Origin of the sequence: Caldovatus sediminis (assembly GCF_014644455.1) — a bacterium.
Taxonomy (GTDB): Bacteria; Pseudomonadota; Alphaproteobacteria; order Acetobacterales; family Acetobacteraceae; genus Caldovatus; species Caldovatus sediminis.
Window position 1 is genome coordinate 192,724 of sequence record NZ_BMKS01000006.1, and the last position, 21,298, is coordinate 214,021.

At 77.7% G+C, this 21,298-nt stretch carries 14 protein-coding genes; 9 read left to right on the top strand and 5 right to left on the bottom strand.

Annotation, left to right across the window (positions count from 1 at the left end; all coding sequences use genetic code 11):
* Window positions 1-8: 8 nt before the first annotated feature.
* From IEX99_RS12010 to IEX99_RS12035, 6 genes are all read left to right on the top strand, one after another.
* Window positions 9-974: a Bug family tripartite tricarboxylate transporter substrate binding protein gene (locus tag IEX99_RS12010; protein ID WP_188900518.1), complete on the top strand. Its 966-nt coding sequence runs from the start codon at window positions 9-11 to the stop codon at window positions 972-974.
* Window positions 975-978: 4 nt separating this feature from the next.
* Window positions 979-2,205, top strand: coding sequence for a CaiB/BaiF CoA transferase family protein (locus tag IEX99_RS12015; RefSeq protein ID WP_188900520.1), 1,227 nt, complete (start codon window positions 979-981; stop codon window positions 2,203-2,205).
* A 177-nt stretch (window positions 2,206-2,382) separates the two neighbouring features.
* Window positions 2,383-3,555: an iron-containing alcohol dehydrogenase gene (locus tag IEX99_RS12020; protein ID WP_188900522.1), complete on the top strand. Its 1,173-nt coding sequence runs from the start codon at window positions 2,383-2,385 to the stop codon at window positions 3,553-3,555.
* Window positions 3,556-3,762: 207 nt separating this feature from the next.
* Window positions 3,763-4,362 carry a glutathione S-transferase N-terminal domain-containing protein gene (locus tag IEX99_RS12025; protein WP_188900524.1) on the top strand — a complete coding sequence of 200 codons (600 nt, stop codon included), beginning with the start codon at window positions 3,763-3,765 and terminating at the stop codon, window positions 4,360-4,362.
* A gap of 439 nt (window positions 4,363-4,801) precedes the next feature.
* Window positions 4,802-5,665 carry an isocitrate lyase/PEP mutase family protein gene (locus IEX99_RS12030; RefSeq protein ID WP_188900526.1) on the top strand — a complete coding sequence of 288 codons (864 nt, stop codon included), beginning with the start codon at window positions 4,802-4,804 and terminating at the stop codon, window positions 5,663-5,665.
* A gap of 68 nt (window positions 5,666-5,733) precedes the next feature.
* Window positions 5,734-6,603 (top strand): LLM class F420-dependent oxidoreductase, encoded by an 870-nt coding sequence (locus IEX99_RS12035; protein WP_188900528.1) that lies wholly within the window; start codon window positions 5,734-5,736, stop codon window positions 6,601-6,603.
* A 229-nt stretch (window positions 6,604-6,832) separates the two neighbouring features.
* Here IEX99_RS12035 and IEX99_RS12040 read toward each other — a convergent pair whose 3' ends face one another.
* The 4 genes from IEX99_RS12040 to IEX99_RS12055 all read right to left on the bottom strand — a co-directional run bounded on the left by IEX99_RS12040 (window position 6,833) and on the right by IEX99_RS12055 (window position 18,138).
* A complete protein-coding gene (locus IEX99_RS12040; RefSeq protein ID WP_188900530.1) occupies window positions 6,833-7,660 on the bottom strand; it encodes a formyltransferase family protein in 828 nt (275 codons plus the stop codon).
* 53 nt (window positions 7,661-7,713) lie between these two features.
* The gene (locus IEX99_RS12045) at window positions 7,714-9,048 is read right to left on the bottom strand and encodes an aminotransferase class I/II-fold pyridoxal phosphate-dependent enzyme (protein ID WP_188900532.1); all 1,335 of its coding nucleotides are present in this window, start codon (window positions 9,046-9,048) and stop codon (window positions 7,714-7,716) included.
* Complete coding sequence (locus IEX99_RS12050) at window positions 9,045-16,598, bottom strand: type I polyketide synthase (protein ID WP_188900535.1); 7,554 nt, start codon at window positions 16,596-16,598, stop codon at window positions 9,045-9,047. Before IEX99_RS12050 ends, IEX99_RS12045 begins: the two co-directional genes overlap by 4 nt.
* A 118-nt stretch (window positions 16,599-16,716) precedes the next feature.
* Entirely contained in the window at window positions 16,717-18,138 is a 1,422-nt protein-coding gene (locus IEX99_RS12055; RefSeq protein WP_229677975.1) for a glycosyltransferase family 4 protein, read from the bottom strand.
* A gap of 651 nt (window positions 18,139-18,789) precedes the next feature.
* Between IEX99_RS12055 and IEX99_RS12060 the strand changes: the two genes are divergently transcribed.
* Window positions 18,790-19,056, top strand: coding sequence for a hypothetical protein (locus IEX99_RS12060; protein ID WP_188900537.1), 267 nt, complete (start codon window positions 18,790-18,792; stop codon window positions 19,054-19,056).
* Between the two features lie 36 nt (window positions 19,057-19,092).
* Here the strand turns inward: IEX99_RS12060 and IEX99_RS12065 are convergent, their stop codons facing one another.
* Window positions 19,093-20,166, bottom strand: a complete 1,074-nt coding sequence (locus IEX99_RS12065) for a trypsin-like peptidase domain-containing protein (RefSeq protein ID WP_188900539.1) — start codon at window positions 20,164-20,166, stop codon at window positions 19,093-19,095.
* Between the two features lie 352 nt (window positions 20,167-20,518).
* On the opposite strand from IEX99_RS12065, the gene cueR reads away from it, so the two are divergent.
* Together cueR and IEX99_RS12075 are read left to right on the top strand one after the other, a co-directional pair.
* On the top strand, window positions 20,519-20,926 hold the full coding sequence (cueR, locus tag IEX99_RS12070) for a Cu(I)-responsive transcriptional regulator (protein ID WP_456304528.1): 408 nt from the start codon (window positions 20,519-20,521) through the stop codon (window positions 20,924-20,926).
* Window positions 20,923-21,135 carry a cation transporter gene (locus IEX99_RS12075; protein WP_188900541.1) on the top strand — a complete coding sequence of 71 codons (213 nt, stop codon included), beginning with the start codon at window positions 20,923-20,925 and terminating at the stop codon, window positions 21,133-21,135. Before cueR ends, IEX99_RS12075 begins: the two co-directional genes overlap by 4 nt.
* Window positions 21,136-21,298: the final 163 nt, after the last annotated feature.

A 21,298-nucleotide genomic window follows, 5' to 3' on the forward strand; every position in this document is an offset into this window, starting at 1 on the left:
ACCGTCCCATGAAGCGCAGAAGCATCCTCGCGCTGCCGCTCGCCGGCGCGGCGGCGGCGCTGGCCAGGCCCGCCCCGGCGCAGTCCTGGCCGACGCGCCCGGTGCGCATCGTCGTGCCCTATCCCGCGGGCCAGGGCACCGACATCTTCGGCCGCCGCTTCGCCGAGTTCTACCAGCGCCGCTTCAACCAGCCCTTCGTGGTGGAGAACCGCGCCGGCGCCGGCGGCAACATCGGCTCCGCGCTGGTCGCGCGGGCGGAGCCCGACGGCCACACCCTGCTCTGGGGCACCAACGCCACCCACGCGGCGAACGAGTTCATGTTCCCCTCGCTCGGCTTCGATCCGGTGAACGACTTCGCGCCGATCGCCGCCATCCTCAGCCTCGGCATGGTGCTCTACACCAGGCAGGACTCGCCGGTGGGGTCGCTCGCCGATCTGCTCTCCGCCGCGCGCGCCCGGCCGGGCGAGGTCTCGGTCGGCGTGCCGAGCACCACGGCGCGGGTGGTGACGGAGATGCTGCGCCAGGCCGCCGGCGTCCAGCTCCAGCAGGTGCCCTACAACGGCAGCGGCCAGGCGCTGACCGGCGCGCTGCGCGGGGACGTGCTGGCGGTGATGGACACGATCGCCGCCTCCCTCGGCGCGATCCGCGGCAATCAGGTGCGGCCGCTCGGCGTCTCGCTCGGCAGGCGCTCGGAATCCGTGCCGCAGGTGCCGACCTTCGGCGAGCAGGGCGTGGACGTGGAGGCCACCGCCTGGAACGCCTTCTACGCCCCGAAGGGCACGCCGGCCGGGATCGTGCGGGCGCTGAACGAGGCCTCCAACGCGGCGCTGGCCGATCCGGAGCTGCGCGCCTTCGTGGTGAACGGCGGCGCCGAGCCGCTCGGCGGCACGCCCGAGGACCTCGCCGCGCTGATGCGCAGGGACCGCGCGAAGTGGCAGCCGGTGATCGCGAGCCTCGGGCTCCGGGCCCAGTAGCGCGATGAGCGGGGAGGCGGCGTGGCCCGGCCCGCTCGCCGGGCTGCGCGTGCTCGACCTCACCCGCGTGCTGGCGGGGCCGCTGGCGACGCAGTTCCTCGGCGACCTCGGCGCCGAGATCCTCAAGGTGGAGCCGCCCGGGAAGGGGGACGACACCCGCGGCTTCGCCCCCTTCGTCGGCGGGGAGAGCCACTACTTCCTCGGCCTCAACCGCAACAAGAAGAGCCTGGTGATCGACCTGCGCGCGCCGGAGGGCGCGGAGGCGCTGCGCCGCCTGGCCGCGACCGCCGACGTGCTGGTGGAGAACTTCCGCCCCGGCGTGATGGACCGGCTCGGCCTCGGCTGGGAGGCGCTGTCGGCGCTGAACCCGCGGCTGATCTACTGCGCCATCACCGGCTTCGGGCTGAGCGGCCCGCTGCGCGAGGCGCCCTCCTTCGACATCGTCACCCAGGCGCTGACCGGCGTGCTGAGCGTCAACGGCGAGCGCGGCCGGCCGCCGGTCAAGCTCGGCCTGCCGGTCGGCGACATGTCGGGCGGCATCTTCGGCGCCCAGGCGATCCTCGCCGCGCTGCACGAGCGCCACGCCACCGGGCGCGGACGGCTGATCGACGTCAGCCTCTACGACGGCACGATGGCGCTGCTCGGCTACCTCGCGCAGCTCGCCTTCGCGACCGGGGCGGACCCCGAGCCGATGGGCAACGCGCATCCCTCGGTGGTGCCCTACGGCAGCTTCCCGGCGAAGGACGGCGCCATCATCATCGCCTGCCTCGCCGACGGGTTCTGGCCGAAGCTCTGCGCCGCGCTCGGCCTCGACGACCTCGGCGCCGACCCGCGCCTCGCGACCATGGCCGGGCGGCGCGCGCACCGGGGGGAGATCGAGCCGCGCATCGCCGCGGTGACGCCGGCGCGCAGCGTCGCGGAGTGGCAGGAGGCGCTGACGGCGGCCGACGTGCCGCACGCGCCGATCCTCGGCGTCCGCGCGGCGCTCGCCCACCCCCACGCGGCGGCGCGGGCGATGGTGGTGGAGGTGGAGCACCCGGCCGCGGGGACGCTGCGCCTGCTCGGCCGGCCGGTGAAGTTCCCGGACGCGCCGGCGCCGCAGCCGCCGCTGGCGCCGCCCCCGCTGCTCGGGCAGCACACCGCGGAGGTGCTGCGCGGCGTCGGCTACGCCGAGGCCGAGATCGAGGCGCTGCGCGCGCGCGGCGTGATCGACCGGATCGAGCGTCCCTGACCGGAGCCGGAGGAGGAGCGGAGGGGCGGCCCGCCTATGGCGTTTCCCGCGGGGGCGCGAGGGCCGTGGCCGCGCCGGGGGGCCGCGCCCGCGCGGAGCGGACCCGGCTCTTGCCGCCGGCATCGCTTCCCCGCTGATCTATGCACGCTGCGAGGAACGGACACGGGAGGGAACGCCATGACGACACGCGGCCGCGTGGTCTTCAGCCAGATGGACGAGGTCATCTTCGGCACGCCTGCGGCGCAGGCGGTCGCGGATCTCGTCGCGCGCGCCGGGGCCGAGCGCGTGTTCCTGATGGTCAGCGGCACGCTGAACCGGCAGACGCGGGAGATCGAGGCGATCCGCGCCGCCCTCGGCAACAGGTGCGCCGCGGTGTTCGACCGCGTGCCGCCGCACACGCCCCGCAGGGCGGTCATCGAGGCCACCGCCATGGCCCGCGCCGCCGGGGCCGACCTGATCGTGACGGTCGGCGGCGGTTCGGTCACCGACGCCGCCAAGGCGGTGCAGCTCTGCCTGGCCAACGACGTCGCCTCGGCGGAGGCGCTGGATGCCCTGCGCCCGGTGAAGCGGCCCGACGGCACGATCGGCCCGCCGCCGTGCAACGCGCCGACCGTACGGCAGATCGCCGTGCCCACCACGCTCTCCGCCGGCGAGTTCAGCGCGATCGCCGGCGTGACCGACGAGCGGACGCGGGTGAAGGAGCTGTTCCGCCATCCGCGGATCATCCCGGGCGCGGTCGTCCTCGACCCCGCGATCACCGTCCACACCCCGGAATGGCTGTTCCTGTCCACCGGCATCCGTGCCGTGGACCACTGCGTCGAGGGCATCTGCTCGCCGGAGGCGCATCCCTACGCGGACGCGCAGGCGCTGCGAGGCCTCGCGCTGCTGGTGGGCGGGCTGCCGCGCGTGAAGGCGGATCCCTCGGACCTGCAGGCCCGCATGGACTGCCAGCTCGGGGCGTGGCTCTCGATGGGGCCGCTGGCGACCGGCGTGCCGATGGGGGCGAGCCACGGGATCGGCTACGTGCTCGGCGCCGCCTTCGACGTCCCGCACGGCCACACCTCCTGCATCATGCTGCCGGCGGTGATGCGGTGGAACAAGGTCGCCAACGCGGAGCGGCAGGCGATGGTCGCGGCCGCGATGGGATCGCCGGGGGCTGACGCCGGCGATCTGCTCGACGCCTTCATCGGCGGCCTCGACATGCCGCGCAGCCTGTCCGCGGTGAACATCGGCCGCGAGCACTTCGACCGGATCGCCGAGCAGGCCATGGGCACGCCCTGGGTGCCGCGCAATCCGCGGCGCATCGACGGCCCGGCGCAGGTGCGGGAGATCCTGGAGCTCGCCGCCTGAACGGCCGCGCCTTCGCCGGCGCCGGGAACGGGCGCGCTCCGCCTGCCCGTCTCCCCGCCGGCAGGCGCGCGGCGGGCGGCGCTGGCGCCGCGGCGATCGAGGGGGAGCGCGCCCGATCCCCCCGCGCCGCCATCGCCCTCCGGCTTGCCGGGATGCGCGCGGCGGGGGAAAGTCGCCGCCGCCGCACCAAGGGAACGGGAACGCGCCATGAAGCTCGCCTACTCGCCGGCCAGCCCCTACGTCCGCAAGGTCATGGCCTGCGCCATCGCCCGCGGCCTCGACGGCCGGATCGAGAAGTGGACCGTCGCCACGACCGATCCCGCGCTGGCGACGGTGAATCCCCTCTCGAAGGTGCCGACCCTGCTCACCGACGACGGCGTCGCGCTCTACGACAGCCCGGTCATCTGCGAGTACCTGGACAGCCTGGGGGACGCGCCGAAGCTGTTCCCCGCCTCCGGTCCCGCGCGCTGGACCGCGCTCCGCCAGCAGGCGCTCGGCGACGGCATCCTGGACGCCACCCAGCCCCGCCGGCGCGAGGTCGCGCTGCCGCAGGACGAGGGCCGCCGCGAGTACATCGCGCTGCAGCAGGGCAAGGTCCGCCGCGCGCTCGATGTCCTGGAGGCGGAGGCCGACGGCCTGGGCGACCTGGCCACGATCGGCGAGATCACCATCGGCTGCGCGCTGGGCTACCTCGACTTCCGCTACCCTCACGAGCCGTGGCGCCCGGGCCATCCGAAGCTGGAGGCCTGGTACGCGCGCGTGGTGAGGCTGCCGCCGCTGGCCGGCACCATGCCGCCCGCCGGCTGAGCCGGTCCTCCTCCTGCCCGACCGGGCGGCTCGCCGGGGGGCGGCGACGGGGCGGCCTCCGGCCGCGTCGCGTGGCCGATGCCGCCTCGGCGGGCGGGTTCCGGGGCCGCCCCGCGAGCTGCCCGCCGGGGATCGTGCCCAGGCTGTCGCCGAACGCGAACGCCGCGAGCGGCGGCGCGGCCGCGGCCGACGGCAGCCCGCAGATCGCCCGCGGGAAGGTGGCGTAGCAGACGACGGCCAGGCCGCAGCAGACGCGGCCGTGCGTCACGCTTGGGCCGGACGCGGCGCGAGGGGGCGGGACTGCGAGCCGCCGTCCGCCGCAGCGGACGCGTGCGGCGGGGCAGGCCGCGCCCAGGCCCGGCACCCGCCCGGCCCCGCTTGGGCGGCAGGAGGAACGGCCCTACCGTCGCCGGCGCGATCCCGATCCGAAGGATATCCCATGACACCGCCCGAACGCATGCGCGCCCTGCTCGCCGAGCCCGGCTTCGTCGTGATGCCCGCCGTGTGGGACGGCCTCAGCGCGAAGCTCGCGGCCGGTGCCGGCTTCCGGACGGCCTTCCTCTCCGGTTCCTGCGTGGCGGCGAGCCGCCTCGGGGGTCCGGACCTCGACCTGGTGTCCTTCGCGGAGATGTTCGACTCCTTCAACATGGTGCGGGGCGCGGCGCCGGACCTGCTGGTGCTGGCCGACGGCGACCACGGCTACGGCAACGCCATGAACGTGCAGCGCACCGTGCGCGCCTACGGCCGCGCCGGCGCCGCCGCGGTGCTGATCGAGGACAAGGTCACGCCGCGCGCGCTGACGGCGGCCGGCAAGCCCTGCCTGCCGCGCGAGGAGGCGCGGATGAAGATCCGCGCGGCCGTCGAGGCGGCGAAGGAGTCGGGCGTGCTGATCCTGGCGCGGACGGACTGCCGGCCGACCCAGGGCATCGACGAGGCCCTGGCCCGGATCGAGATGTACGTGGCGGAGGGCGCCGACATCCTGTTCCTCGACTCGCCGGCCGACGAGGAGGAGATTCGCCGCGCCGTCGCCGCCGCGGCCGGGCGGCCCTCCTTCGCCGTGCTCTCGCCGGGGGCGCCGCGCGAGACGCCGTCGCGGGAGCGGGCGGCGGCGCTCGGCCTGAAGATCGGCACCTATCCGACCGGCCTGCTGTCGCCGGCGATCGCGGGGATGAAGGCCGGGCTGGCGGCGCTGGCCGCAGGCGAGGCGGAGGCGGCGGGCGCGCTGCCGCCGGCCGAGCTCCGCGCGACCCTTGGCTATGCGGACTACGACGCCCAGGCGCGGCGCTTCGTCGTGCCGGGTTGAGCGGCGCGCGCGGCGCGACGGGGCATCCGGGCGCGGCGAGACCGCCCGGTTCGGGGAGGAAGGCCAGGATGAAGATCGGAGTCTTCGCCAGCTTCATGTCGCCGCTGGCGACGCCGCAGATGATCCGCGACTTCGGCCGGCGCGCGGAGGGCATCGGCCTCGACTCCCTCTGGATGGGCGAGCACGTCGTGCTGTTCGACCGGAACACCTACGGCTATTCCGGCACGAAGGACGGGCGGATCCCGGTGCCGGAAGGAGGCGGCATGCTGGACGTGACCGCCTCCTTCGGATTCCTGGCGGCCGCGACGACCCGGCTGCGCCTCGGCACCGGCGTCGCTCTCGTCCCGCAGCGCAACCCCCTCTACACCGCGAAGGAGATCTGCACGCTGGACTGGCTGACCGGCGGCCGCATCGACTTCGGCGTGGGCGTCGGCTGGAACAAGGAGGAGGTCGAGGCCTGCGGCTACGGCTGGGAGGACCGCGGCGCCCGCTGCGACGAGTTCCTCGAGGTCATGCGGCGGCTGTGGACCGAGCCGGTGGTGGACTTCGCGGGCCGATGGGTACGGTTCGAGACCTGCCGGCTGGACCCCAAGCCGATCCAGAAGCCGCACGTGCCGATCGTCGTCGGCGGTTACGCGGCCCCGGCGCTGCGCCGCGCGGCGCGTTTCGGTGCCGGATGGTACGGCTTCAACCGCGACCCGGCGGCGGTGCGGGAGGTGATCGCGCGCCTCGACGCGGCGCTGGCGATGGCCGGGCGCAAGCGCGGGGAGGGGTTCGAGATCATCGTCACCCCGCCGATGTCCATGCCGGTCGACGCGATGCAGGAGTACGCGGAACTGGGCGTGGACCGCCTGGTGGTGAACCTCGGGAGCCAGCGGCCGGAGCGGGTGGATCGCCGCATGGCGGAGATCGAGGCGTTGGCGAGGCGGACCGCATGAAGGCCGCGCGTGGGCGCGGCGTCGCCCGACGCCGGCCGGATCCCGCACGGGCGGCGGCGGGCGGGAAGGCGCCGCCCGTTCGAGCGGCGCCGGCCCGGACGGCCGGAGGCACGGGCGAGGCGGGCGTTGCGCGCTCGAGCGGATCGCAGACGGCCGGGCGCGCCAACCGGCTCGTCGTTGGCCGAGCAGAGTCGCGCTCCCGGCTGTTTCCAGCCTTCCGCGATCTGCTCTAGAATCGGGCGGCCCGCGCCGCGCGCCAGTCCTCCGCATCCACCAGGAGCACGCCGCGCCGCCGCGCCGTCCGCAGCGCGGCGGCGGAGGGGAACGGGCAGTACGGGAGGGGGGCGAAGGACCTCTCCTTCGCCGCGCCCGCCTCGATCATCGCCACCGCCTCGCTCGCCAGCCCCGCCCCCATCGCGTGCAGCGCCCGCGCCGCGGTGGCGACGCTGAGGCCCGCCGGCAGCGGCATCGGGCGCTGGACCAGCACCGGCCCGGCGTCGATGCGCGGCACCAGCCGGTGCACCGTGACGCCGAGCGCCGGCGGCGCCTCCTGCAGCGCCCAGAAGGCCGGCATCGGCCCGCGGTGGCGCGGCAGCAGCGAGGGATGCACGTTGATCCCGCCCCGCGGCGCCAGCGCGATGGTCTCGGCCGTCAGGATCTGGTCGAAGTGGAAGGTGACGATCAGGTCGGCCCGCGCCTCGCGCAGCGCCGCGTGGAAGGGCGGCCCGTTCACGTCCCGCACCGCCACCATCGGCACCCCCGCCTCCCGGCAGACCGCGGCGAGCGAGCCGGCGTCGTCCAGCCGCCATGCCGAGAACAGCCGCGGCAGCGCGAATTCGAGCGCGAGCCAGGGCAGCAGGCGCGGCCCGGAGCGCCGCAGGTGCCGCCAGAGCTGCCCGGCCATCCCGCCCGCGGCGCGCCGGTAGGGATCCGATCGCCCGACCAGCACCAGCCGCTCGCGCTGCACGCGGGCGAAGGCGGCGACGGCGGCGGCGCTCGCCGTGCTCTCCAGCGTCAGCAGCGCGATGCGCAGCCGGGGCGTGGCGCCGCCTCCCATGCTCCGCTCCGCCGCGCGCGCCCCCGGCGCTGCCTCGCGATCGGGCCCGCCGCTCACCCCGGCAGCTCGAGGGGGCCGGATTCGGCGAGGGCGGCGGCGGTCGCCTCCACCGCCTCGCGGATCTCGGCCTCGCCGTGCTCGGCGCTGAGGAAGAAGCGCAGCCGCGCGCTCGCCTCCGGCACCGCGGGGAAGAGGATCGGCTGGACGTTGATGCCGCGCGCGAACAGCGCCGCCGAGAGCCGCGCCGCCCCGACCGAGGAGCCGACGATCACCGGCACGATCGCCATCCCCGCCGAATGCCCGACATCGAGCCCGCGCGCGCGCGCGAGGTCGCGGAACAGCGTCGCGTTCGCCTGCAGCCGCCGCACCCGCTCCGGCTCGGCGCGCAGGATCGCGAGCGATTCCAGCGCCGCCGCGGCGAGCGGCGGGGCGAGGCCGACCGAATAGACGAAGCCCGGCGCCGAGTGCTTCAGGTAGTCCACCAGCGCCCGCCGCCCCGCGATGTAGCCGCCGCAGGCGGAGAGCGTCTTGGAGAGCGTCCCCATCCAGATGTCCACCTCGGACGGGTCCACGCCGCACTGCTCGAACACCCCGCGCCCGGTGGCGCCGAGCACGCCGAGCGAATGCGCCTCGTCCACCATCAGCCAGGCCTCGTGCCGGCGCGCGATGGCGGCGAAGCGCGCGAGGTCCGGCACGTCGCCGTCCATGCTGTAGTGGCCCTCGATCAGCAGCAGGGCGCGCTTCGCGCCGCGCCGCGCCGCCGCCATCTCGCGCTCCGCGGCGCGCCAGTCGTTGTGCGGGAAGGCGACGCGCCGCGCGCCGGAGAGCCGCGCGCCCTCGGCGCAGGAATTGTGGATCGCGGCGTCGTGCACGATCAGGTCGCGCGGGCCGAGCAGGTGCCCGATCACCGTCACGTTCGTCGCGTGCCCGGAGACGAAGGCGAGGCACGCCTCGGCGCCGTAGTTCTCCGCCAGCGCCGCCTCCAGCGCGGCATGCACCGGCCGCTCGCCGGAGACCATGCGCGAGGCGGAGGCGGAGATGCCGTAGCGGTCTATCGCCGCCTTCGCCGCCGCCGCGACGCGCGGATCGCCGTTCAGGCCGAGGTAGTTGTAGGAGGAGAAGTTGAGGTAGTCGCGCCCGCCGATGCGCGTGCGCGCGCCCGCGACGCCCTCGTGCGGGCGGAAGAAGGGGTTCTCCAGGCCGAGCGCCTCGCCGGCCGCGCGGATCAGGGCGAAGTCGCGCTGCCCGGGCAGCCCCGCGAAGCCGCGCGGGTCGGAGACCTCCTCCGCCGGCGCCGCCGCTCCCTCCGCGCCGTCGCGCCGCCGCGCCAGGCGCTGCAGCAGGGCGAGCCGCGCGGTCTGGGAGAGGCCGAAGCCGCCGCCCTTCATTCCGCGGCCTCCGCCGGGGCGCGGGCGGCGCCGGGCTCGTGGGCCTCCATCAGCGTCGCCAGGGCCGCCTCGTCGCGGTCCTCCAGCACCACCTCCGCGATGCGCCCGGCAAGCACGGCGAGGGTCAGGTCCTCGGTCACCGCGGCGAGCGGGACCTGCGCGCCGATGCGGCGCTCCAGCGCCATGCGCAGTTCGAGGCCGCCGAGGCTGTCGAGGCCGAAGCCCGCGACCGGCGCGTCGAGCGGCACCGCCTCGGGCGGCAGGCGCAGGATGCGCGCCGCCTCCTCGGCGACGAGGGAGCGCAGCAGCGCGCGCGCCTCCTCCGCCGGCAGGGCGCGCAGCCGCTCGCGCAGGTCCACCGCCGCCTCGCCGCCCGCCTCGCCGCTGCCCGCGGCGCGCAGCGCCGCGGCGAAGGCGGGCTCGGCCAGCACCGGCAGCGCCATGCGCGCCTGCGCCCAGGCGATGCGCGCCAGCCCGACCACCGCCGGCGCGTCCGGGCGCAGCGCCGCGCCGAGCCCGGCCTCCAGCGCCTCCGCCGCCGGCATCGGCGCGACGCCGAGGCGGCGGCGCAGCGTCTCCGCGGTGGCCGGATCCGCGGCGAGCACGCCGGCATCGGCGATCGGCCCCCAGGCGACGGCCACCGCCGGGCGGCCCTGCGCGCGGCGGCGGCGCGCCAGCGCCTCCAGCGCCGCGTTGGCCGCGACGTAGTTCGCCTGGCCCGGATTGCCGAAGGCCGTGGTGGCGGAGGAGAACAGCACGAAGGCCTCCAGCGGGTCGCCCGCGGTCAGCCGGTCGAGGTTCTCCGCCACCGCCAGCTTCGCCGCGAGCACCGAGGCGAAGCGCGCCGCGTCCATGGCGATCGCCGCGCCGTCGTCGAAGGCGGCGGCGGCGTGCACCACGCCGCGGATCGGCGCGCCGGCACCGGCGCGGATCGCGTCCAGCGTGCGCGCCAGCGCCGCGCCGTCCGTCGCGTCGCAGGCATGGAGCGAGGCGCGCGCGCCGAGGGCGGCGAGGGTGCGCAGCGCCGCCTCGGCGCCGGGCGTCGCCGGCCCGCGCCGGCCGATCAGCGCGAGCCGCGCGACGCCGCGCGCCGCGAGCCACTTCGCCGCCTCCAGCCCGAAGCCCTGGATGCCGCCGACGACGAGCCAGACGCCCTCCGCCGCCGGCTGCCACGCCGTCGCCGGCGCCGCCGCGCGCCGCGCCGCCGCCGCCTCGGCCCGCGGCGGCACGATCACGATCTTGCCGATGTGCGCCGAGGCCTGGAGGGTGCGGAACGCCGCCTCCGCCTCCTCCGCCCCGCGCACCACATGGGGCAGCGGCAGCAGCGCGCCCTCGGCGAGGCGCGCGCGGATGTCGCCGAGCAGGCTGGCGGCGAGCTCGGGCCTCGCGCGCGGCAGCGCGTCCACGTCCACCGCGAAGTAGGTCGCGTTGCGGCGCAGCGGGCGCAGCGCGGCGCGGCGGTTCTCCACGTAGTCGCGCTTGCCCAGCTCGACGAAGCGGCCGAAGGGGCGGAGCAGGCCGAGCGAGCGCTCCATCGCCTCGCCGGCGAGCGAGTTCAGCACCACGTCCACGCCGTCGGGCCAGTGCGCGCGCAGCGCGTCGGCGAAGCCGGGATCGCGCGAGTCGAGCGCGATCTCCGCCCCGGCGGCGCGCAGGAAGGCGCGCTTGGCCTCGGTCCCCGCGGTGGCGGCGACGCGCGCCCCGGCGGCCAGCGCCACCTGCAGCGCCGCGAGGCCGACGCCGCCCGCCCCGCCGTGGACCAGCACGCGCTCGCCGGCGCGCAGCCGGGCGCAGTGCTCCAGCGCATAGACCGCGGTGAGGAAGGCGACCGGCACCGTCGCCGCCGCCGCCGGCGAGAGGCCCTCCGGCCGGCGCGCCAGCGCCTCGGCGCGCGTCAGGACGCGCGAGGCGAGGGCGGCGGGGGCGAAGCCGAACACCGCCTCGCCGGGCCGCAGCCGCACGCCCGGCCCCGCCGCCTCGACCACGCCGGCGCACTCCATGCCGAGCGTCGGGCCGGCGAAGCCGTCGAGCAGCACCTCCTCCGGCAGCAGGCCCTGCGCCCACATCAGGTCGCGGAAATTGAGCCCGGCCGCCTCGACGCGCAGCAGCACCTCGCCCGGGCCGGGGGGGCGCGGATCGGCCTGCGGCTCCCAGGCGAGGCTGGCGAGCTGCCCGGGCTCGCGCACCGCGAGGATCGCCGGGCCGGCGGGCGCGGCCTCGCCCTCCGCGGCGCCGGGCAGCAGCCGCGGCACGAGGCGCGCCGCGGCGGTGAGGGAGACCTCCGCCTCGCCATCGGTCGGGCCGAGCAGGTCGGGCAGCAGGCGGCGCGCCGCCTCCTCCGGCGCCAGGCCGGGGCAGAGGTCGAGGCGTCGCGGCGCCAGCTCGGGCATCTCGTTGGCCAGCACCCGGCCGAGCGCGAACAGCGCCGCGGCGGCCGGGCGATGCGCGGCGTCCTCGGGCTGCGCGCCGCCCTGGGTGACGAGGCGGAAGGCGGCGGCGCTGCCCCGCGCCGCCTCGGCCCAGCGCACCGTGGCGGCGAGCGCGGCGGGCAGCTCGCGCCGCCCGGGCGCCGCCAGCAGCGCGACCGTGGCGCCCGCCAGCGCCCGCGGCGGCAGCACCGCGCCGGTCAGGTCGTGCCGCTGCACCGGCGGCGCGCCGGCATCGGCCAGCGCGGCCGCCAGCGCCTCGGCCAGCCGCGCCGAGGCCGCATCGGCGACCAGCACCACCGCGCGCGGCGCGGCGGCCGGCGCGGCGGCGGGAGGCGGGGCGCGCACGGCCGGCACGGTCGCGGCGAGGGGCTCGGGCTCCGCCGCCGCGTGCAGAGCGGGGCGGGCGGCGGACGCGGCCGCAGCGGGCGCCCGCGCGCTGAGCAGCGCCGCCGGCCAGGGCGCGGCGGCGAGCGGCGTCGCCGCCGCCTCCTGCCAGCCCGCCGCCTGCAACGCGGCTCGCCAGCCCGCGGCGTCGCGCAAGGCGGAGCCGCCGGGGCCGCTGCCCTCCCACCAGGCGGGCTCCTGGCCGCCGACGAAATCCCAGACCCGCCCGGCCAGCGGCTCGGCCAGCAGCAGCGCCGCGCCGGGCGCCGCGGCGTGGCGGAGCAGGGCGGCGGCCAGCGGTTCCGCGTCCCGCGCCGCGCCGCCGGTGCGCAGCGCGGCGCCGAGGCCGAGAACCAGGTCCGCCGGGCCGCCGCGGGGGCCGCCGCCGGCGGCCAGCGGGTCCCAGCCCTCCCAGGCGAATTCCACCCGCCCGGCGGCGGCCGGGTGCGGCGTCGCGGCGCGGGCCGCCTCCGCGGGCGTGGCGCCGCCGACCGCGGTGTAGAGCACGCGCCGCCCGCTGCGCCCGAGCGCCTCCAGCGCCCTGCGCGTCAGCGCGCCGCCGGCGCCGAGCTCCAGCACGCGCAGCGGCCGCTCCGCCGGCCAGGCGGCGGCGAGGGCCGCGACCGCGGCGGCCAGCACCTCCGCGAGCCGCTCGAAACCGGCGCTCTCCGGCGGCGGCTGGTCCGCCGCGCCGGGCGCGCCGTCGCCCGTGCCGAACAGCGCCGCCGGAAGACGCTCCGCCGCGCGGGCGATCCAGGCGAGGTCCTGCGCCAGGAGCGGCTGCTCGGCCAGCACCGAGCGCCAGATCTCCACCGCCGGCGGCAGCGGGGGGCCGAGGTCGAAGCGCCATGCCCCGGCCGCCGCGTCGCCCCCTGCCGGCGCGGCCAGCCCCTCGGCGGCCAGCACGCGGAGCAGGGCGCGCTGGTAGGGCGTGGCGCCGAGGGGGGCGCCGGGCGGCGTCGCGGCCAGCGCCGCATGGGCGGCCGAGGCGACGAGGCCCTCCAGCAGCAGCGCCGTCTCGCCGAGGTCGCGCGCCGCATCGGCCGCGCGCGCGGCCGCCAGCGCGACCTCCAGGCCCGGCGCCTGCGGCATCTCCGCCGCGGCGGCGGGCAGCAGCGCGACGCGGAACAGCCCCTCCGCGGCATCGGCCGCGCGCGGCGCCAGGCGCACGCGCTGCAGCCACAGGTCCTCGACGCACGCGACCGCCCCGCCCTCGGCGTCGCGCAGCACGAGGTCCGCCGAGAGGAAGCGGGTGCCGCGCCGTCCGAGCGCGATCTCCGCGCCGGCGATCGGGGCCGCGCCGCGGGCGGCGACCACGCGGCCGAAGCGCACCGGCACCAGGGCCTGCCCGTCCGGCCGGGCGAGCCCGGCGAGCAGCCCGACGAGCCCCTGCAGCGCGCCGTCGAGGCGCACCGGGTGCAGCGTCCAGCCGGCGTCGTCGCCCGGCGCCGTGTCCGGCAGGCGCAGCACGGCGCGTGCGCGTTCGCCCTCCACCTCCACCCGTTCGACGGCCTGGAAGGCCGGGCCATAGTCGAGCCCGCAGCGCGCGGCGAGCGCCACCACCTCCGCCCCGGCGACGGTCCGCGCCGCGGGCGTCACGTCCGGCCCGGCACGGGTCGCCATCGCCGGCAGGCGCGGCGCGGCGGCGAGGCGGCCGCGCGCATGCAGCGTCCAGCCTTCCTCCGACAGCCGGCGCCGGCTCGCGAGGGTGAAGCCGCCCTCGCCGTCGAGGGCGCAGCGGATCTCGCGCGCCCGCGCCGCCTCCAGCGGCAGGGCGCGCAGGATCTGGAACTCCGCCACCTCGAGCGCCGCCGCCTCCGGCGCCCGCGCCGCGATCGCGGCGAGCGCCATCTCGACCATCGCCGCCGCCGGCAGCACCGGCTCGCCGAGCAGCCGGTGGTCGGCGAGCCAGGGCTCCGCCTCGGTGTCGAGGGTGCGGGTCCAGACGGCCGCCGGCTCGGCGCCCGGCTCGGGCCAGCCGAGCAGCGGGTGCTCGCGCGTGGCCTCGGTCAGGCGGCGCGATTCCACGGTGGCGGGGAACCAGACCGGCCTGCGCTCGAAGGGCGTCTTGGGCAGGGCGCGCCGCTCGGCCGGGCCGGCGAAGCCCGGCGCGCCGCGCGGATCGGCGCCGCGGGCGAAGGCGCGGTCGGCGATGGCGGGGAAGGGATCGGCCGCGGGCGGGTCGCGGCGCGAGAGGGTGGCGAGCACCGCGCACTCGCCCGCCGCGGCGTCGCGCAGCGATTCGCGCAGGTAGCTCTGCAGCACGGGGTTGGGGCCGATCTCCAGGAACAGGCCCGCGCCCTCGCCGGCGGCGGCGCGGACGGCGTCCATGAAGCGCACGGGGGCGCGCAGGTTGCGCCACCAGTAGGCGGCGCCGCACTGCTCGCCCGGGAGCGCCGCGCCGGTGACGGTGGAGACGAAGGGGATCGCCGCCCGCCGCGGCGCGAGCGCGGCGAGGTCGGCGAGCAGCCTCGGCCGCACCGGGTCCATCGCCGCCGAATGGAAGGCGTAGTCGAGATCGAGCGGCACGAAGCTCCAGCGCCGCCGCTCCGCCTCGCGGCCGACGCGCTCCAGGGCGGGCTCCGGCCCGGCGAGGGTGAGCGCGGCCGGTCCGTTGATCGCCGCGATCTCCAGGCCCGGGCCGCACGCCTCCAGGACCGGCGCCGCCTCCTCCGGCGTGGCGCCGCCGAGCGCGGCCATGCGCCCCTTCCCGCGCGTCGCGTGCTGGTGGCGGGAGCGGGTGGCGATCAGCCGCGCCGCGTCGGCGAGGTCGAGGACGCCGGCGCACCAGGCCGCCGCCACCTCGCCCACCGAATGGCCGAGGCAGAGCGCCGGCGCGATGCCGTGCGCGCGCAGCGCCGCGACGATGCCGACCTGCACGGCGAAGAGCAGCGGCTGGGCGATGTCGGTGCCGGCGAGCGCCTCGGCCGTCACGCCCGCCTCGAGCATCGCCAGCGGCGAGACGCCGAGCACCGGGGAAAGGGCGGCGTCGGCCTCCGCCACGCCGGCGCGGAACTCGGCGGAGGCGGCGAGCGCCTCCTGCGCCATGCCGGCCCATTGCGCGCCGTTGCCGCTGAACACGAAGGCCAGGCCGCCGCGCACCGCGACGCCGTGCTCGACGCCGGCGGGCGGCCGCCCGCCGTCGCGCCAGGCGGCGAGGGCGGCGGCGAGCTCCCTCGCCTCCGTGCCGCGCAGCGCCAGCCGGTGCGCGAAGAGGTCGCGATGGCGCGCCGCGCCGCGCTTCAGGGCGGCGACCCGCGCGGCGTCGGCCCCGGCGAGCGCCGCCTCCCAACGCTCCGCGAGCGCCCGCAGCGCCCCGGCGGAGCGGGCCGAGAGCAGCAGCGGCGGCTCCGGCGCGGGCGCCGGCACTTCGCCGCGCGCGGGAGCGGCGGCGCCCCTGGCGCGCGCGCGCCGCGGCCGCGGCGCCGGGCCGAGGAGGGCCGTCGCGTTCGTGCCGCCGAAGCCGAAGCTGTTCACGCCCACCACCGCGTCGGCGCGGCGCGGCAGCCGCTCCGGCGCGGTGGCGACGCGGAGGCCGAGGCCGGCGAAATCGATGTCCGGATTGGGCGTCTCGAAATGCAGCGAGGGCGGGATCGCGCCGCGCTCCAGCACCAGCATCGCCTTGAGCAGCCCGGCCATGCCGGAGGCCGCCTCGAGGTGGCCGATGTTGGTCTTGACCGAGCCGACCGGCAGCGGCGCCCTGCGGTGCCGCCCGATCGCCGCGCCGAGCGCGCCGGCCTCGACCGGGTCGCCGGCCTGGGTGCCGGTGCCGTGCGCCTCGAAATAGGCGAAGCGGTCCGGCGCGACGCCGCTCTCGGCCAGCACCTCCGCGAGCAGCGCCGCCTGCGCCTCCCTGTTCGGCAGCGACAGCCCGACGGTGCGCCCCGCCGCGTTCACGCCCGTGCCGAGCAGCACGGCGCGGATCGCATCGCCGTCGGCGAGCGCGTCGCGGAGGCGCTTCAGCACCACCACGCCGGCGCCCTCGGCCCGCACGTAGCCGTCGGCGCGCGCGTCGAAGGCGCGGCAGCGCCCGCTCGGGGAGAGCATGCCGGCCATCGAGAACCCCATGAAGCCATAGGGGCTCAGCAGCATGCTGACGCCGCCGACCAGCGCGGCGTCCAGGCGCGGGTCGTCGCGCAGGGCGCGCGCCGCGAGGTGCAGCGCCACCAGGGAGGAGGAGCAGGCGGTGTCGATCGTCTGCGCCGGGCCGCGCAGGTCGAACACGTTGCTCAGCCGGTTCGCGAGGATGGACAGCGCGTTGCCGGTCATCTGGTAGCGGTCGGCCGCGGCGATGTCGGCGAGGCGCAGCTCGGCGTAGTCGGTCGAGGAGCCGCCGACGAAGACGCCGATCCGCCGCCCGGCGACGCGCGCGGCCGGCCAGCCGGCGTCCTCCAGCGCCTCGGCCGCGACCTCGAGCAGGACGCGCTGCTGCGGGTCCATCTCCGCCGCCTCGCGCGGCGAGAGGCCGAAGGCGGCGGCGTCGAACATCCGGGCCGCGTCCTCGCCGCCGACCGGGTCCAGCACGCCGGCGGCGAAGGTGTAGCTGCGCCCCGGCTCGCCGCGGCGGGGGTGGAGGAAGCGCGCCTGGTCGAAGCGGCCGGGGGGCACGGTGCCGACCGCGTCCCGCCCCTCGGCGAGCAGGCGCCAGAAGGCGTCGAGGTCGGGCGCGCCGGGCAGGCGGCAGGCGGCGCCGACGATGGCGATCGCCTCGGCGGCGGGGCGTCGCGGGGCGGTCATTCGGTGGAGGGAGGCGCGGCGGCGAGGAAGGCGCCGGCGCGCGGGCCGGGCGCGGCGCGCGGCGGCGTTCGCTCCGGCTTCCGATTCGGCGAAGCGGCCATCGGAGGGTGGGTCGGACTCATCGCACACCGCCGTCCGCGGCGGCAACCACGGCGGCGGCCGGGGGCGTCGCCGGCGCCGCCGGACGCAGGCGGCCGCCGCCGGAGCGGGCCGGCTCGCCGCCGCGCCCGGCCGCCGCCAAGGCGCCGTCGGGCGCGGCGACGATGCGCGCCAGCAGATCCTGCACGATCGCGAAATGGTCAGCCCAGCTCGGCGCGCGCCATTGCCGCAACCTGTCCTGCTGGGCGGCGCGGGCGGCCGAGCGCGGATCGGCGTAGTCGAGGATCGCCCGGGCCCAGCCCGGCCCGTCCAGCGGGTCGAGGTAGTCCGGCGCGGCGCCGCCGACCTCGCGCAGCGCCGGGATGTCGCTGACCAGCGCCGGGGTGCCGAGCGCCAGCGCCTCCGCGAGCGGCAGGCCGTAGCCCTCGGCGAAGCTCGGGAACAGCAGGGCGCGGGCGCCGCGCAGCAGCCGCATGGCGGCGAGGTCGGTGACCTGCCCGACCTCCTCCACCAGGCCGCGCAGCGCGGTGCAGCGGTCGAGCAGGTCGAGGACGTTCTCGTTCTCCCAGCCGCGGCGGCCGATCAGCAGCAGGCGCGGCGCGTCCGGTCCGAGCCGGGCAGCGAAGTCCCGCCAGACGTGCAGCAGGAGGAGGTGGTTCTTGCGCGGCTCGATGGTGCCGATGGTGACGAAATAGGGCGCCTCCCGCCGCGCCTCCGGCCCCTGCGGCGACGTGGCGAGCGCGGCGCCCAGCGCCGCGGGCGGCAACTCGAGGCCGAGCGGGGCGACGGCGACCGGCGGTGGGCCGCCCCGGCGGATCAGGTGCGGGCGGAGCACCGCCTCGGTCGCCTCGGAGTTCACGATCACCCCGTCGGCCAGCGCCGCGACCGTGGCCAGGCGCTGCAGGTGCCGCCCGGCATCCCCGGGTCGGGCGTATTCGGGATGGGTCGCCGGGATCAGGTCGTGCACCAGCGGCACGAAGGCGGCACCCTGCTGGCGCAGCCGGAGGATCGGCTCGCGCCGTTCGAGCGAGCGGTGCGACACCGAGAGCAGGACGCTCCGCCGCCCCCCCGCGCTGCGCAGCAGGCGACGCAGCGCGCCGCGGCCGAGCCCGGCGAGCAGCGCCGACTGCGCCGCCGCGCCGATCCGCGCGGCCCGCTTCCGCGCCCGGCCGAGTCCCGGCCCGACCCCCGCCCAGGCCTCGTCGAGCGCGCCGAGCATCGCCTGCACGGTCTGCCGGGGCACCGCGGCGAAATCGCCCCACCCGCTGAGCCCGACGAAACCGACGCGCTCCGGCGGCGCCGCGGCGAGCCAGTAGCGCGCGTAGGCCGCCTCGACCCGGTCGATGCCGGACGGGGTCTGCCTGCGGCCGCAGCTCAGGAGCCTGGAGACGTCGAGCAGGACATGCACCGGCTGGCAATGGCTGGCTGGGGGTGGACCCAAGGGACTGTCTGCCCGGCGAGACGGCGGTTGCAGATCGTCGCTGTCGGGCGCTGCGCGGGGCTGTCGGCGTCTTGCGCCTCGCCCCTTGCGAAGCCCGCCGCCTCGAGCCCCCGCATCTCCCGGCCTGCGATGCAATGCGGCCGAAATCATCGCGAACGGGTGAGGGAATGTCAAGAAAGTCCCCGATCGCTAGAGAACGGGCTCCCCTGCTGCAAGGCAGGGTTGACACGACTCGCGCGCCTCGCCTGGCGGATCGGCGGGCACCCGTGGCACCGGCCTCCGCGCGCGGCCCCGTCGCCGCCGGGCCGGGCACGCGACGAACAGACCGCCTGCGCTCGGCCCGGCGAGCATGCCGGCACGGTGCGGGCCGAGAAGGCTGACGCCGTGGCATCAGTCCGGCTTCCGGGGCGCCTCGCGACGTCCGCCGCCGTGGCCCGGGGGCCGGCGACCGGGCGGGTCCCTGTCCGCGTCGGCGATGGCGTATGGCACGGGGGCGCCGGAACCGGGGGCGCCCTGCGCGCGTCGCCCGCCCGGAGGCGCGGCGCGGGCGCTGCCGCAGCCGTCACGCGGTCTCCGCCAGGGGAGCACCGGCTCTGGTCACCCCCTCTTAACCAGGGCGCGCGCAATGTGGCCGCGGAGATCCGGAGCGGCATGGAAGGCGACCCGACCGCGCTGCAGCTCGTTGCCCGTACCGCAGGGGCCTACCTGCTCGCGGTGCTCGGCGATCCCGAGACGGTCAGGCGCATGGTGGCTCCCGGCCTCGTCGCGGCGATCCTCGGCACGGGGGTGTCCTGCACGCTGGGGCTGGACGAGGCCTACCGGAGCTACGCGATGCGCCTCGCCTTCAATGGGGCGATGCTTCTTCTCTTCTATGTGCTGCCCGTGCTGCAGCAGGCGGCGGCCCGGCTCGGCCTGTAGCCGCGGCGCGCGTCCGACGGGGGCGCGAGGTCGCGGTCACCGCTCGCAGCGGATGAACACCGTGCTCGGGTGCGCGACCTCTCCGACCTCGACGGCGCCGCGCTCCGGCCCGCGGCTCTCGGCGAGCGGCGGCGCGATGCCCGCCCGGCGCAGGAAGGCCAGCGCCTCGCTGCCCTTCACGGCGAAGTTCACGTTCTGCGGAATGTCGCCGGTGTACCGCGCCACCCGCTGCGCGTTCAGCTTGCTCACCACCACCCCGACCACGAGGCCTCGGTGGTCGAGCAGCGGCCCGCCCGAATTGCCGGGCTGCACCGGCGCGCTGATCTGGAACTGCCAGGGGTTGTCGCGCAGCCCCGCCAGCGCGCTCACCTCGCCCGTGGTGAGAGTCGGACCGGAGGAGAGCAGGCCGGAGAGGGGAAAGCCGTAGGTGACGACGCCCTCGCCGCGACGCACCGGCGGTCCGGCGCGGAAGGCGAGCGGCGGGCCGGGATCGCCCGGCACCTCCAGCACGGCGAGGTCGCGCTGCTGGTCCACCCGCGCCGGCGGAACCGCGGCGAGTAGCCGGCCGTCGGCGGCGCGCACCAGCACGCGGTTGCAGCCGGCGATCACGTGCTGGTTGGTCAGCACGCGGTCCCGCGCCACCACGAAGCCGGTGCCGGAGGCGACGCGTGCGCCGGGGTTGACCCGCGCCTCGGGCACCGGGGCGAATCCTCCGCCCGCCGCGGCGACCTGCGCCGGTCCCACCGGCACGACGCGGTTGTCGCATACGTTCTGGTTGGTCAGGCGCGCCTCCCGCCCGTCGGCGAGGACCAGGCGGATGTCGAAGCGGCAGCCGGCCCGCTCATCGGGCAGCAGCCGGAAGGCGCCGTCCGGGGCGAGAGGCCCGCTCAGCAGGTTGCGGCCCCAGTCGCCGCGGCCGCTGCGCACGGCGTGCAGCGCCGTCGCCGTCTGACCGGTGCGGTTCACGACGCGGAACGGCTCGCGCGGGTGGATCTCGCCCTGGGCGGGGGGCGGTCCGGGTTGTGCTGCCGCCGGTCCCGCTGCCGCAGCCAGGGCGATCGCCAGGAGGCATGGCGGCAGGAGGGGCGTGCGGCGCCACGGGCGGAACATGGGGCACAGCATCTCGGGGAGCGGATCGGCGAAGTCAATGCGCCGGCGGCACGGGCGCCCCGGTCGGGGCGGCGGCGCATCGTCGTGCGGGGCAACAGCCGGCGCGGGCGGGACCGGCCTGGCAGGGGGCGCGGACGCCTTGACCTTCCCGCCATGGGAACCCCCATCTGGGGCACGGAGGTGATCCGCCATGCCGCCCGCTCCGTCTTCCCTCGGCGCCCCAGGTCGCGCCTCCGCTCCGGCCGGCCGCCCTCCGCATGCCGCCGTGTCCGGCGCGGGGGGTGGCGGCGGGCCTCCGGTCTCCCCGCGGCGCTCGGACCGCCTCGCCGCCGGCGTGCGGGAGGCCGCATCCATGATGACCATCGGCGAGGCGGCCGCCGCCTCCGGCGTCTCCGCCAAGATGATCCGCCACTACGAGGCGATCGGGCTGATCAGGCCGCAGCGGGCGGCGAACGGCTACCGCGCCTATGCGGAGGCCGACGTCGCGGTGCTGCGCTTCATCCGCCACGCCCGCGACCTCGGATTCCCGCTGGAGACGGTGCGCAGGCTGCTCGCGCTCTGGCGCGACCGCAACCGCAGCAGCGCCGAGGTCAAGCGGCTTGCGCTGGATCATGTCGCGGCGCTGGAGGCCAAGGCAGCCTCGCTGCGCGCCATGGCGGCGAGCCTCCGGCACCTCGCCGAGCATTGCCACGGGGACGAGCGGCCCGACTGCCCGATCCTCGACGAGCTGGAAGGACTGGAAAGGGTCGAGAGAGCATGAGCGAGGAGAAGCCGACCATCGCCCTGAAGGTGGAAGGCATGAGCTGCGGCCACTGCGTCAAGGCGGTGACGGCGGCGATCCAGGCGCAGGACGCTGACGCGAAGGTGGAGGTGGACCTGGAGAACAAGACGGTGAAGGCGCAGACGGACCTGTCCCGCAGCCGCGTCTCCATGGCCATCGAGGAGGAGGGCTACAAGGTCGTCGGCTGACCCCCGCCGGCGGGATCCCCGGCGGGACGGGCGCGGCCTGTCTCGCGGGCCGCTGCTCGCGGCGCCCGCGGCGTCGGGAAGACGTCCACGGGGCCGCCGAGCCGCCGGGACTGCCCGGCGGGATCGCCGCCCCGGCGCGCCCCCGGCGGGACCGGGCGAGCGA